Below are 13,459 nucleotides of genomic sequence, written 5' to 3'. Positions count from 1 at the left end.
GCACAAAAAAAGGGCCAGCGGTGGGCGTCGTCCCGCATTCACTGTGAAACGGGTAACGTGGACTGTTGGCAAAAAATCACTAGCTAACCATTGTCTTGTTGTTGAAAGAAGGAGAGTGTTCGACGTGGCTACACGCTCGTCCGAGCCCGTATTTGACCCCACCACCTGCACCTTGCTCGACGGTGTGCACGGTGCTGAGGGGCCGGCATCGCTGTTTATCGGCGGCCAGTGGCAACCCGCAGCCGATGGGCAGACCCGCACAATCAGCTGCCCCGCGGACGGCTGCGTAGTAGGCACCGTCTCGGAGGCTTCTGACGAAGACACCGAGCGCGCCATTGCCGCCGCCCGCGCCAGCTTTGACGCACAGGTGTGGAGCCAAGTGCCCGCCGTGGAACGCGGAAAGCTCTTGCTGCGCGTCGCCGCCGCGATTTCCGACAATAAAGACACCTTCGCTCGCGCCGAGGCAGCCGACACCGGCAAGCGCGTGAGCGAGGCCGAGGCGGATATGGATGACATCATCTCCAGCTTCGAATACTTCGGCACCCTGGCACAGCACGACGCGGGCCGCGTGGTGGATCCGGGCGATGAGAATGTTCGCTCGCGGGTGGATGTGGAGCCCATCGGTGTGTGCGGTTTGATCACCCCGTGGAACTACCCGCTGCTGCAGGTGGCTTGGAAGGTGGCCCCTGCGCTGGCCGCCGGCAACAGCTTCGTGCTCAAGCCCGCAGAGCTCACCCCGCACACCGCGATGCTGCTCATGGCAGTCCTGCGTGAGCAGGGGCTTCCCGACGGTGTGGCCAACCTCGTCACCGGCGCTGGCGCCACCTGCGGCAATCCGCTCTCCCAGAGCCCTGATGTGGATATGGTGTCGTTCACCGGCGGTCTCCAGACCGGTAAGCTCATCGCCCGCAACGCCGCGGAAACCATCAAGAACATTGCCCTTGAGCTTGGTGGCAAGAACCCGAACGTGATCTTCGCGGATGCTGACTTTGACGCCGCCGTGGACAATGCCCTCAACGGTGCATTCGTGCACTCGGGCCAGGTGTGCTCCGCTGGTGCCCGCATCATTGTGGAAGAGTCCATCGCCGAGCGCTTCATCGAGGCGCTCGTCTCGCGCGCCTGCGCCATCAAGCTAGGCGGCCCCCGCGACGAGGCGGCAGAGACCGGTGCGCTCATCTCGGAAGACCACCTGAACAAGGTGGCCGCCTATGTTGATCGCGCCAAGGAGCAGGGCGCAACCATCGCCTGCGGCGGTCGCCGCGCCACCGCGGAGGATTCCTCCGCCGGCAACGGCACCGGTGAGACCAACCTGGCCGAGGGCTACTTCTATCTGCCGACCATCATCAGCGGCTGCGACCAGAGCATGGACTGCGTGCACGACGAGGGCTTCGGCCCAGTGGCCACGATCGAAACCTTCTCCACCGAGGAGGAAGCCATCCGCATCGCGAACGACACCACCTATGGTCTCGCGGGCGCGGTATGGACCAGCAACGCTGGCCGCGCCGAGCGGGTGGCCCGCGGCATGCGCCACGGCACGATCTGGATCAACGATTTCCACCCCTACCTGCCGCAAGCCGAGTGGGGCGGAATGAAGCAGTCCGGCATTGGCCGTGAGCTCGGCCCGACCGGCCTGGAGGAGTACCAGGAGAAGAAGCACGTCTACCACAACATCGCCCCGGCTGTGACCAACTGGTTCGCCCAGTAGGCACATAGCCGTTCGCGGCGAAAAGACAGTCGCGGTAGAAACCCAACAGCCACCGTCTGCCCACAACAGGGCTAGGCGGTGGCGGTTGTTATGTGCTGGGCCGAGCCGATGCCACGCGGACGCCACGCTGCTGGCAGGCCGCTGCCACGCCGATGCCTCGGCAGCGCAGGCAGCATGCAACGTCTCAGAAGGTTCTGTCCGAGCAAAGGCTTTGGCCCCGGCCCCACACAACGAGGGGACGGGGCCAGGAGAAGAAGCTGTTAGTCCAGCTTGGTGTAATCCACCACGGAGTACTCCTGCAGCTTGGCCAGCTGGTGAGTGGACTCGATGAAACGGATGGTACCGGACTTCGAGCGCATCACGAGCGAACGGGTGGTGGCGCCGTTGCGGCGGTAGCTCACACCGCGCAGCATGTCGCCATTGGTCACGCCGGTGGCCACAAAGAAGCAGTTGTCCGAGGAGACGAGATCATTGGTGGTCAGCACGGTGTCTAGATCCAAGCCAGCATCCTTGGCTTTTTGTACCTCGGCGTCATCGGTGGGGGCCAGGATGCCCTGGATTTCGCCACCCATGCACTTCATGGCGCAGGCGGTGATGATGCCCTCGGGGGTGCCGCCGGTGCCCATCATGATGTCCACGGAGTTGGTGTCTTGGGCGGCGGCCACAGCACCGGCCACATCGCCGTCGCGGATCAGCCGCACCTTGGCACCGGCCTCGCGGATCTCCTTGATCAGATCGGCGTGGCGCGGGCGGTCCAGCACCACCACGGTGACGTTGGTGGGATCAATCCCCTTGGCCTTGGCTACGGCGTGAATATTGTGCTTGGCCGGTGCCTCGATGTCGATGGTGCCAGCAGCCTCCGGGCCCACGGCGATCTTCTTCATGTAGAACACCGCGGAAGGATCGTACATGGTGCCGCTTTCGGCGGCGGCAAGCACAGCGATCGCGTTGGGGCGGCCCTCAGCCATCAGCGTGGTGCCATCCACCGGATCCACGGCGATATCCACCTCAGGTCCCTCGCCGGTGCCCACCTTTTCCCCATTGAAGAGCATGGGGGCTTCGTCCTTCTCACCCTCACCGATAATCACCACGCCGCGCATCTGCACGGAGTTGATGAGCTTGCGCATGGCGTCCACGGCGGCGCCGTCGCCCTTCTTCTTCTGGCCGCGACCCACCCAGCGGCCCGACGCCAGCGCGGCCGCCTCAGTCACGCGAACGAGTTCCAACGCTAGGTTACGATCGGGGATCTCCAAAGAGTGGTTAGACATAGGTGTATAGCCTCCTGCAGGCAAGTAGCGCTTCGCTCACATCTTCATGTGAGATACCGGTTAGGTGAGCGTGGGAAGCAGCAGTCCGCGCCCGATCAGCGAGGTTGGACATACCGGCGCAACCCACAAGGTCTATTCTTGCACTCTTATCCGCTCCGCGCGGCGATTTATGCACCCGAAAAGGGGCTATGTGGCGCCTGTCATGCCCAACCGGACATGCGGCCAGTGAGCTAATTGGGAGTGGGCGTGAGCTCTCTGCCATACTTGAGCCCGTGGCGAGCGAAAAACCCAAGTTGTTCCAAGACAGCCGAGATATCGGCATGACCCTTCTGGTGATCATGGGTATCGCGGCTATATCGGTGGCGTTTACTGGACTGTGCACGTTTAACACCGGCACTCCCGAGAACGGCCCAGTGCAAGAAGTCGACGCGTCGACGGTGCTGCACATGGAAGCCAGGGCGGTGGACTTTCCGCTGCGTCAGCCCGCCGATCCCGAGGGGTGGATCACCAATTCGGCGCGCCGAGGCAGCGTCAATGGCCAGCCGGCAGTAATCCAAGGCTGGGTGACTAAAGAGGGCGCCTATCTGCAGCTCATGCAAACTGATCAGCCCCTCGATGACGCCCTGCGGGCCAATGACTCTGGGCTGAAGACTAAAGGTGAGCCGACCAGCGTGGCCGGCATGGACTTCACCACTTACACCAAGGAGGATCGCCATTCACGCGATCTTTGGGGTGCTGACCTGGGTGATGTGCGCATCGTTCTCGCCGGGAGCGCGGATGCAGATGACTTTGCTGAACTCGCCCAGGCTTTTGCTGAGGCCAAGCCGATTGAGGTGGACGTCGACAAGCCCTAGTGCGGCGCTATTCAGAGAGCGCGTCTTCTACTTTCTTGCGGGCCCCCGCCAATTGCTGTTCGCAGCGTTTGGCGAGGGCCTCTCCGCGTTCCCAATAGGTCAGTGACTCATCGAGCGACATCTGACCCAGCTCGAGGATGCGCACGATCTCGATGAGCTCATCGCGGGCGGCCTCATAATTGAGCTCCTCAATGGGAGTGAAGCTGTCTTCATTCGGGGTGCCGTGGCCGTAGGTGTTGGGGTTGGACATGGGGTACTCCTTGAGTTGTTAGTCTTTGGCGAAAGTCTGCATGGACACCGCGGCGATCGAGCCATCGGCCACCCGGATGCGCATGTTGGTGGCGGGACCAGCCTGCGCAATGGAGGTAATTACCTCTGGATCCGAGCCATCCCGAGGCAGCGCCTGCACCACCGCGTAGCCGCGCGCCAAGGTAGCTGCCGGGCCGAGTGCCGCCACCTGGGCGCGAAGGCTGGCGGTCTGAGTCTCGGCGCGGGCAAGGCCATGCTCTATGGTGCGACGAATCCGATCACGGGCTTGGCTGATCTGCTCAGAACGCTGAGTGATGGGCAGATAGGGATCGGCCAAGGCGGGCCGGCTGCGCAGCGCCTGCAACGCCTCCTCCTGGCGGGCCACCCAGCCGCGTAGCGCCTGCGCCAAGCGGGTGGTCGCCTCAGACAGCAGCTCGCGCTCAGCCACCACATCGGGCACCACCCGCTTCGCGGCATCGGTGGGGGTGGCGGCACGCAGGTCAGCTACGTTATCGAGGATCGGGGTGTCCGGTTCGTGCCCGATCGCGGACACCACCGGAGTGTGCGCGGCGGCCACCGCTCGCTGCAAAGCCTCCTCGGAAAAAGGCAGAAGATCCTCTACCGACCCTCCACCACGGGCAATGATGATCACGTCCACGCTCTCATCCGCGTCGAGAACCTGCAGCGCATCAATGATTTCCGGGACCGCACGCGAGCCCTGCACCGCGGTGTTGATCACCCGGTAATCCACCTCCGGCCAGCGGTCCTTCGACACCGCCAGCACATCACGCTCTGCTGCTGAGCCGCGGCCGGTAATCAACCCGATCCGATTGGGCAGGAAGGGCAGCACCTGCTTGCGCTCCGGGGCGAAAAGGCCCTCGCGCTGCAGGCTTTCTCGCAGCTGAGCGACACGCGCCAGAAGCTCGCCGATACCCACGTGACGAATCTCCGTGACCCACAGCGAAAACGAGCCGCGCCCTTCATAAAACGCAGGACGGGCGTAGCACACCACCCGATCTCCGGTGCTTAGAGGCGGCTCGTGCCCGAGCACCATCTGGGTAGGTACCGTCAGCTGCACCGAGGTTTCCTTTTCCACATCTCGGAGGGTGAGATAGGACAGTTTCCAGCTCGGTTTGGTGCTCATCTGCGCGAGCTCGCCCTCCACCCACACATGTCCCAGCCGTTGAATCCAGCCTTTGACCTTGGAGTTCAACAGACTCACGGACCATGGGCTCTCCGCCGAGCTTGCCGCTTGTTGATTCATAGTCCTCTTTGCATACACGCTTATCGACGTCACCTCTCCGCACATCCACCTCGTGGACAGCCCTATCTGGGGCCACATCAACGACAACGGGATGCTGCGGCGAGGGAAAGAACAAACAACCAGTGTAGCGGGCAAGGATGGGCTGTGTGGTGTGGATGTGCGGTAGGCAAGTACTGTTGAGCGCATGAGCACACCTGCTATCTCCACTGCGACGACCACTGACGCTACTGGCACGAAGAAAATCCTGCTGGCCTCGCCGCGCGGTTATTGCGCAGGCGTGGATCGGGCAGTAGAAACCGTCGAGCGCGCCCTCGAAAAATACGGCGCCCCGGTGTATGTGCGCAAAGAGATTGTGCACAACAAATACGTGGTCGACACCCTGGCTAAAGCAGGTGCGATCTTTGTCGACGACACCGATGAGGTTCCGCCGAATGCGCATCTGGTGTTCTCCGCCCATGGTGTGTCCCCGGCGGTGCACGCCGCGGCCGCGGAACGCAATCACGACACCATCGATGCCACCTGCCCGTTGGTGACTAAGGTGCACAACGAGGTCAAGCGCTTCGCCAAATCGGGCTATCACATTATCCTCATTGGCCACGAGGGGCACGAGGAAGTGGAAGGCACCGCGGGGGAGGCTCCCGATGTGGTGCACCTTGTCGATGGGCTCGAAGGCATCAACACCCTGCCCGAGTTCTTGCACGAAGAAAAACTCATCTGGTTGTCCCAAACCACCCTTTCAGTCGATGAGACCATGGAGATCGTGGACAAGCTCCACGAGGTGTATGACAACCTAGAGAATCCGCCGAGTGATGACATCTGCTATGCCACCCAGAATCGCCAAGTGGCGGTGAAAAAGGTAGCGGAGCAGGCTGAGCTCATCATCGTTGTTGGCTCCCAGAACTCCTCCAACTCCAAGCGGCTCGTGGAAGTAGCACTCGATGCCGGCGCCGCACACTCCTACCTGGTGGACTATGCCCACCAGATCGACCCGGCCTGGCTGGAGGGTGTGAACACCGTCGGTATCACCTCCGGTGCCTCCGTGCCGGAGATCCTGGTTCAGCACGTTGTAGAGCACCTCGCCCAGTTCGGTTTTGGAGATGCCGAAGAAGTCACCACCGCGCAGGAAAAGATCGTTTTCTCCCTGCCGCGGGTACTGCGCCCCAGCGATCGCACCCAGAAGCGCTAAGGCTTGAGTAGACCACAACGGGCGCCGCCTCCGCTTGAGTAGCGAACGGGCGGCGCCCATTGTCGTGCCTGTCGGCACTGCGCCCCTCCCGCACACGGGTCGGTGGTGCGGGCACTGTGGTGAATAGGGGACGAGCTAGCGCTAGTGAGATCCGCCTAGCGCTCCCTCGGCGGGTGAGTGCGAAAGCCATAGGAATCCGCGTCCTCAGGCCGAACAGTAAAGGAATCACGGCGCACCTCGCGGCGCGCGCCCCGAGGGCTACGGGAGGCACGGGGGTTGCGTGGTTCGCGCGGGCCTTGAGGGTCGCGCTGAACGCGCGGGTGTCGCTGCGCATTGTGGACCCCCCGCTGTTCGGAGCGGTAGCCCTCAGAATGCGGCCTAGGGCGCAGCTCATCCTGCCGGGTCGTGCTGAAGTCGCGGGAGGCGCGGGGTTCCCGGCTGATTCGGGAAGAGCGGGCAGAGTCGCTGCGGCCGCGTTCTTCGCGCTCGAGGCGACGGAAGCGATTCTCGTGGTCCGGGCGGCGGACGCGGCGGGTACGATGCAGCTGCGCATCCCCGCGGGCTGGGCTGTCCTTGCGCTCTCCAGGGTGGGGCCGGCGCGAGGGGGCTGGGCGCGGCTCCGAGTGGGCACGGTGCGAACCGTGAGTAGCGGCCTCGTCAAGATCGCTGACGTTATAGCCAGTCGGGTGCTGAGGGCTCGGAGCGTGGGGGCGGGGCACGCGCGGAGAGCGGATCTCCTCGGCATCATGTCCGCGGCGCGGCGGCTCCGGGTGGCGGGGCTCGCGCTGTTCCCGCGGCGAGTGGGCTTCCCGCTGTTCCCGCGGCGGATGAGGCTCGCGAGGGGCGATCCGCTCCTCGGGCTCCATTAGATCCGAACGGCTGCGTTTGAGCAGATCCTCTACCGTCACTTCCGAGCTGCCGGACTCGCCGCGGTAGCGGCGAGATCGGTTCGCCGCCTCGCGGGCGCGTGCGGTGGTGGTGAGATTACGGCGATCGGAGTCGCTAGCTCGTTTGCGCTGGGCGCTGAGCTTGCGCTCGAGTTTTATGTTGTTTCGACGATGATGCAGATAGCGCAGCACCGCTACGGCGATGACGCTGAGTGTCACCACGATGAGGGTGGGGAAGAACTGCGCCAAGGGGTAGATCAGAGTCAAGAGCTCTGTCTTGGACAAACGCCCGTCGCCACCGCTGAGCGAATTGGATTTGTTCAGCATGAGCGCGGCGAATGGAGTCGCAATACCGAAGATCACCGGAATTTGCGCCACGGTGAGGGTCAGGCCACGAGGTTCCACGAGCAGCACAGTGACAAGGGCGCCGATGGCGAAAGCCATGAGGTAGAGCGTGCCCAATGTGTGCTGGTTGAGGCTGATCACGAGCCCAGTCACGATGGACGCAAGCAGGATCGATGTGGATGACCACGTGGGCAAACCCGAAAAACCACCGCGCGGTGAAGAGTGGCGGTGGGCTGAGGGATTATGTCGTGGCTGGGTTGGCACGAACCGATATCTTACCCATTCACCACGTGTTAATCCACGAGAGACACCGCCACCCCGTTGCGCTCAGGCTTCTCTGAGTCACCAGTTTTAGTCTGTCAAGCCGCTGTTTGTTCCACGCAACCCCTGCGCACGAGGATAATCCTGTTGAGCTGCATGCCGTGGCGGGGCGGGGGAGGTGCGGATCTCGTGTGGGGCAGAGACCGCCCGCGATGATCCGCCGAGGCCATAGGTCTCCTTAAGTTTGCGAGCGCTCACGAGCACTCGGGAGTCGAGAGAAGCCATGGCGGCGTTGTAGGTGTCCACCGATTTCTCTAGGCTGGCGCCCATTCGGGCGAAATGCTCCGTCATGGTGCCTAAGCGCCGGTATAGCTCATCGCCCACCTGTTGGATCGCAGCCGCTTGTTCAGAAACCTCGTAGTGCTGCCATCCCAAAGCCACGGTGCGTAGCAACGCCATCAAAGTAGAAGGGGTGGCAAGCACGATGTCACGGGAGAAGGCGTACTCCAAAAGCTCTGGATCGGCACCGAGGGCGGCATCGAGGAAAGGATCCGCCGGGACAAAGAGCACCACAAACTCGGGTGTGGGCTGAAACGCCGACTGATACTCCTTGCTCGACAGGGCCGTGACGTGGCTCCGGAGAAGGTGGGCATGGCGCCTTAGGTAGCCGGCGTGTTCTTCCGGATCTGTGGTTTCGAGGGCATCGAGATAGGCGCTGTAGGGCGCCTTGGCATCGACCACGATGTGCCGGCCACCGGAAAGGTGGATAACCATGTCCGGGCGGACTCGGCTGCCGTTAGCGCTGGTGGTGGTTTGAGTATCAAAATCCACGTGTTTGACCATCCCGGCTAGCTCTACCACCCGCTCCAATTGCACCTCTCCCCATCGTCCCCTCACCGTGGGATTCTGCAGTGCGGTGACCAGTTTGGAGGTGTGGTCCGACAGTCTCGCCGAGGTGCGCAGCATTGTGTGCAGGTGGCTGTTGAATTCAGCATGGGCTTGCGCTTGTCGACGCTCCATCTGACTCACATGCTCACTCAACGCAGACATGGTGGCGTGAATGGGGGCGAGCTGAGGCTCGAGGGAGGCGGGGGCAGGGCTAAGCCCAGGCTGGTGTGCATCCGCAGACTCGAGCTCGCGGCTACCAGCGGAATGGGCTGGGTTTTCGCCGCTGAGAGTCTCTGCACTGAGGGCTCCGCGGGCTATCCAGCCCAAGACGAGGCCAACAACCAAGGCAATGAGAGCAAGCAGGAGCGCGGCGAAGCTATTCATGGCTCACCACTGTAGAGACTGAGCCGGACCCCTTTTTGTTACTTCTTACGGCGATTATCGAATAAGTGTGCGATGAGATTGGGTGTTTCTTTAAACGAGACTGCGCTACCGCTGCGCTGCTCGGTGCCCTCGCGCCTGGTGTCGGTGGTGAAACGCAGGGGAAGTGTGAGCAAGCGGGTGCGCCGTTCGCGGGCCTCTTCCTCGGTGTGTTTACCCGAGATCGAGCCCTGCTGGGTCATAAACGTGATGTCCTCGGCGCGTTTCTCCCCAGAGCGTAGGGCCACCACGTCCGAGATATAGCGCAGGATCACAGCCACGGTGGCGGCGAAGGGGACGGCAAGGAAAGCACCGATGATGCTGAACAAGCTGCCGCCGATGGTGACAGACACCAGCACGATCACAGGGTGAAGGTTCATTGCCTTTGACTGCAGCATCGGCTGCAACACATTGCCCTCGAGCTGCTGGACTGCGAGCACGATGAGCAGGATGATGATCGCCTGCTTGATACCGAGCGAGACCAAGGCAACCACCACGGCAAGCGCACCGGCAACAAAGGCGCCCACGATGGGGATAAAGCCCGCCAGGAATGTCAAAACAGCTAGCGCGAGGGCGAGCGGAACGCCCACCACCACTAGTCCTAGGCCGATGAAGAAGGCATCGATAAACGAGACCACCGCCTGCACGCGGATGTAGCCAGAGAGCGTGACCCAAATGCGGGTAAGCAGCTCGGTGAGGTGCCAGCCCATGCGCCGCCCGGTGAAACTGCGCATCCAGGGCAAGAAACGGTCGCCATCTTTGAGGAAGAAGAAGGTCAGCACCAAGACGACCACCAAGGTGAGCATGACGGATGCCGCAGCACCAAGCCCAGCGAAAAGTTCACCGGCGATATTGCCGGATTGTTCTTGCAACCACTTCGTGCCGGACTGGAAGGCCTCGGTGAGATCTTGCTCCCGCAGGTTTAACGGCGGGCCCTGGAGCCACAACTGAAAACGTTGCACCGCTTCGAGGGTTTGAAGATAGAGGGTTTGCGACTGTCGAATCATCGACGGGGCGATGAAGGAAATGATCGCCGCGAGAATCGCCACAGCACACAGCAAAACCACAATGGCCGCCAACCCCGCCGGTACTCCGAGGGCACGTAGCTTCTTGGTTGGGCCAACCAGCACCGAGGCTACGAGCAGAGCGAGGATGAGGGGGAGCAGTCCCTGCCAGAATTGAGTCACAAGCCAGCCGGCACCTAGCGCGGTGGCGAAGATGATGAGGATGCGTACGCACCACCAGGCGAAATCTTTGATCAATTCCGAGATCACGTCGGAGCGATCAGTGGGATCGGACTCCAGCTCCTCGAAGGTGCTCGATGCGTCATCGTCGAGGGGCGTGGGGTTATCCGCGCGGCTCGTAGCCGATTCATCGTGTGGGTGGGCGGAATCGCTGCCGTCATTAGTGGATGTGCTCACATTCTTTATCTTGCCCAAAAAACCTCTCGGGCGAAACCATGAGACCTGAGTTCATCTCAGGGCATTCTTTATCCCCGCACACCTCACCGAAGCCGAGCTGGGCGGCTGTTAGGATTAGGCCTCGTGAGCCTTACACTTGGAATCGTCGGCCTGCCCAATGTGGGCAAGTCCACGCTGTTTAATGCCCTGACCCGCAACGACGTGCTAGCTGCGAACTACCCCTTCGCCACCATCGAGCCCAATGTGGGCTTGGTGGAGCTGCCTGATGCCCGTCTGAAGACCCTCGCTGAGATCTTTCACTCCGAGCGCATCCTTCCCGCTACGGTGTCCTTCGTGGACATCGCCGGCATCGTCAAAGGCGCTTCCGAGGGCGAGGGCTTGGGCAATAAGTTCCTCGCCAATATCCGCGAAGCCGACGCCATCTGCCAGGTGGTGCGCGCCTTCTCCGATGAGAACGTGATCCATGTGGATGGCACTATCGATCCTCGCTCGGACATTTCGGTGATTGAAACCGAGCTGATCTTGGCTGATCTGCAGACCATCGAGAAGGCCTTGCCGCGGCTGGAGAAGGAAGCCAAGAAGGATAAAGACAAGGCGCCGATGGTGGCCGAGGTGAAGAAGGCACAAGAGATCCTCGAAGATGACCGCACCCTCTTCGCAGCCTCGGTGGCTGGGGAAGTGGACCTTGCTCTGCTCCGCGAGCTGCACTTCCTTACTTCCAAGCCCTTCCTTTACGTGTTTAACGCCGACGAGGACGTGCTGAGCGACGATGCCCGCAAGCAGGAGTTGCGCGATCTCGTTGCTCCCGCGGACTGTGTATTCCTCGATGCCAAGACCGAGGCCGAGCTGTTGGAGCTCGACGAGGAAGAGGCAGCAGAGTTGCTCGAAAGTGTGGGCCAGGACGAGCCAGGGCTTGCCTCTTTGGCCCGCGCCGGCTTTGAGACCCTTGGGCTGCAGACCTACCTCACCGCTGGGCCGAAAGAAGCCCGCGCGTGGACTATCCACAAGGGCGATACCGCGCCCCAAGCTGCGGGAGTCATTCACACCGACTTCGAGAAGGGCTTTATCAAGGCAGAGATCGTTTCCTTCGACGATCTAGCCGCTGCCGGCTCCATGGCCGAGGCGCGCGCCAAGGGCAAGGTCCGGCAGGAGGGCAAGGACTACATCATGGCCGATGGCGATGTGGTGGAGTTTAAGTTCAACGTCTAAAGCTACGGGTGTGTAGCGCTCGCTACGGCGATGATGCAGCGATCGGAGCCCACGTGCTTCTGTGCCAGCGCGACGATAACATCGACTTGCCTGGGACAGGACGGCGTGAACACGCCTAAGGCGGCACGGCCCGCTGGGAGCTACCCCTAGGGCAGGGAGGGGGTGTAGCGCAGTGCGTTCGGCCGCAGATTCACCTCGGTGGCAATGCGTAGCGTGGACGCCACCTTGGAATCAGCGCGCAGCTTATACAGCTGGGAGACCACCCGGTCCCGCACTGTATAGGGGGACATGGTGTTGAGATAAATCTTGGTGCCGCCCTCAAAGCCAGCAAGGGTGGATACGCGCCACTTGATCATCACGCGCCACGGCATCGGTAGGTCCAGATTGATCGGCTTGTGGTGCCATTCCTCATTGCAGGGCACGTCCGCGCCGGTGGCAGCGTGACAGGCGTGGATGAGATCACTCATGCCATCGCGCTCATCCTCGGTGTGATTCCACGGCTCAGACCTCGCGGACTTAGAAAAGATCTCCAAAGTGGGGTAGCGGTGGCCAAACCCGGCGAAGCACACAGCGTGATCATTCTCTGCAATCACCAAGTTGTGGCGGTGGGCATAATCGACGGCCCATTCGTTATACATATTGGGATTCGAGCGCAGCCGCTGAATCTCACTCTCGGCCTGTACGCCGCGATCATCGATGGCTACCAGCTGCTTATGCAGGTGATCGAAGGAGGCTCCCGCCGGCTTCAACCAGTTCTGGAACACCGCCACATAGGGGGCGTAGCGATTATGCCGGTAGAGATCCTCCATCGAGTCCACGGTGAAACGAATGAAAGCGCGGTGCTCGTCCACGCTGAGAGTGCCAGACGAGGCCAACTGCGAGGTGTCAGTGGCATCCTCGGTGAAGTGGCGGCGGCCAATGATCACATCGTGCCCACCAGCAAAATAGCCGGGTGCTTTAGCCAGCAGGTCCTCCTCGGTGGTGGCCATAACCTCCGCTTCCGGAATGCCGGAGGCGCGCAGCCGAGTGCGCACGATGTTGAGCACATGCTCGCGCCCGGCTGGATCGGCGAGATAGGTGTGCATGCGCTGCGAGATGTCCTCATCAATAGCGAGGTCATAATTGGCCTGCCAATAATCAAAGGACAAAATCTCGAAGAGATTCGGCACGCGGCGAAACGCATAATCATCATCCAGCTCACTCGGTAGCAGCCCGCGCTTGATCTCCCACCCCTGAGCCGTGCGCACAATGCGGGACTTCTCTGGCGGGGTGTCCAGCTGGCGCGCCGCCCCAAAGGCGCACGAGGAATCCCGATCCTCCGGACGCAGCGGGGCGGGATCAACCGTGGGCACCGACAGCGGTCGATTGCCACGGCCCGGCACCGTCCACACCTCCGTGCCGGAGAACGGATTGATCTGCTTGATCGTGCCGTCCGCCATGGTCTGCAGCGGGGCGGGGCGGGAATACATAGGAGAGCTCATGAACTCTAGCGTATTAGCTGC

At 62.0% G+C, this 13,459-nt stretch carries 11 protein-coding genes; 4 read left to right on the top strand and 7 right to left on the bottom strand.

Annotation, left to right across the window (positions count from 1 at the left end; all coding sequences use genetic code 11):
* Positions 1-115 precede the first annotated feature (115 nt).
* Positions 116-1,705, top strand: coding sequence for an aldehyde dehydrogenase family protein (locus tag CCICO_RS07430; RefSeq protein ID WP_018019154.1), 1,590 nt, complete (start codon positions 116-118; stop codon positions 1,703-1,705).
* A gap of 260 nt (positions 1,706-1,965) precedes the next feature.
* Here the strand turns inward: CCICO_RS07430 and glpX are convergent, their stop codons facing one another.
* Complete coding sequence (gene glpX, locus CCICO_RS07425; RefSeq protein ID WP_018019153.1) at positions 1,966-2,973, bottom strand: class II fructose-bisphosphatase; 1,008 nt, start codon at positions 2,971-2,973, stop codon at positions 1,966-1,968.
* Positions 2,974-3,245: 272 nt separating this feature from the next.
* Between glpX and CCICO_RS07420 the strand changes: the two genes are divergently transcribed.
* Positions 3,246-3,827, top strand: a complete 582-nt coding sequence (locus tag CCICO_RS07420) for a DUF4245 domain-containing protein (protein WP_026161347.1) — start codon at positions 3,246-3,248, stop codon at positions 3,825-3,827.
* Positions 3,828-3,834: 7 nt separating this feature from the next.
* Here the strand turns inward: CCICO_RS07420 and CCICO_RS07415 are convergent, their stop codons facing one another.
* A complete protein-coding gene (locus CCICO_RS07415) occupies positions 3,835-4,077 on the bottom strand; it encodes an exodeoxyribonuclease VII small subunit (RefSeq protein WP_018019151.1) in 243 nt (80 codons plus the stop codon).
* Positions 4,078-4,095: 18 nt separating this feature from the next.
* The gene (xseA, locus tag CCICO_RS07410; RefSeq protein WP_018019150.1) at positions 4,096-5,340 is read right to left on the bottom strand and encodes an exodeoxyribonuclease VII large subunit; all 1,245 of its coding nucleotides are present in this window, start codon (positions 5,338-5,340) and stop codon (positions 4,096-4,098) included.
* A 184-nt stretch (positions 5,341-5,524) separates the two neighbouring features.
* Here xseA and CCICO_RS07405 point away from each other — a divergent pair, with 184 nt between their 5' ends.
* Positions 5,525-6,526, top strand: a complete 1,002-nt coding sequence (locus CCICO_RS07405) for a 4-hydroxy-3-methylbut-2-enyl diphosphate reductase (protein ID WP_018019149.1) — start codon at positions 5,525-5,527, stop codon at positions 6,524-6,526.
* A gap of 155 nt (positions 6,527-6,681) precedes the next feature.
* Here CCICO_RS07405 and CCICO_RS07400 read toward each other — a convergent pair whose 3' ends face one another.
* The 3 genes from CCICO_RS07400 to CCICO_RS07390 all read right to left on the bottom strand — a co-directional run bounded on the left by CCICO_RS07400 (position 6,682) and on the right by CCICO_RS07390 (position 10,748).
* Positions 6,682-8,022 (bottom strand): DUF6542 domain-containing protein, encoded by a 1,341-nt coding sequence (locus CCICO_RS07400; RefSeq protein ID WP_156809818.1) that lies wholly within the window; start codon positions 8,020-8,022, stop codon positions 6,682-6,684.
* 87 nt (positions 8,023-8,109) lie between these two features.
* On the bottom strand, positions 8,110-9,291 hold the full coding sequence (locus CCICO_RS07395; protein WP_018019147.1) for a DNA recombination protein RmuC: 1,182 nt from the start codon (positions 9,289-9,291) through the stop codon (positions 8,110-8,112).
* Between the two features lie 38 nt (positions 9,292-9,329).
* Positions 9,330-10,748, bottom strand: coding sequence for an AI-2E family transporter (locus CCICO_RS07390; protein WP_018019146.1), 1,419 nt, complete (start codon positions 10,746-10,748; stop codon positions 9,330-9,332).
* A 123-nt stretch (positions 10,749-10,871) separates the two neighbouring features.
* On the opposite strand from CCICO_RS07390, the gene ychF reads away from it, so the two are divergent.
* A complete protein-coding gene (ychF, locus tag CCICO_RS07385) occupies positions 10,872-11,957 on the top strand; it encodes a redox-regulated ATPase YchF (protein WP_018019145.1) in 1,086 nt (361 codons plus the stop codon).
* A 146-nt stretch (positions 11,958-12,103) separates the two neighbouring features.
* On the opposite strand, the gene CCICO_RS07380 is transcribed toward ychF, so the two are convergent.
* Positions 12,104-13,438 carry a DUF4921 family protein gene (locus CCICO_RS07380; protein WP_026161346.1) on the bottom strand — a complete coding sequence of 445 codons (1,335 nt, stop codon included), beginning with the start codon at positions 13,436-13,438 and terminating at the stop codon, positions 12,104-12,106.
* Positions 13,439-13,459 lie beyond the last annotated feature (21 nt).

It is taken from the genome of Corynebacterium ciconiae DSM 44920 (genome assembly GCF_030440575.1).
GTDB lineage: Bacteria > Actinomycetota > Actinomycetes > Mycobacteriales > Mycobacteriaceae > Corynebacterium > Corynebacterium ciconiae.
The sequence above is the reverse complement of the archived record's forward strand: the minus strand, read 5'-3'. Positions and strand labels throughout refer to the sequence as shown.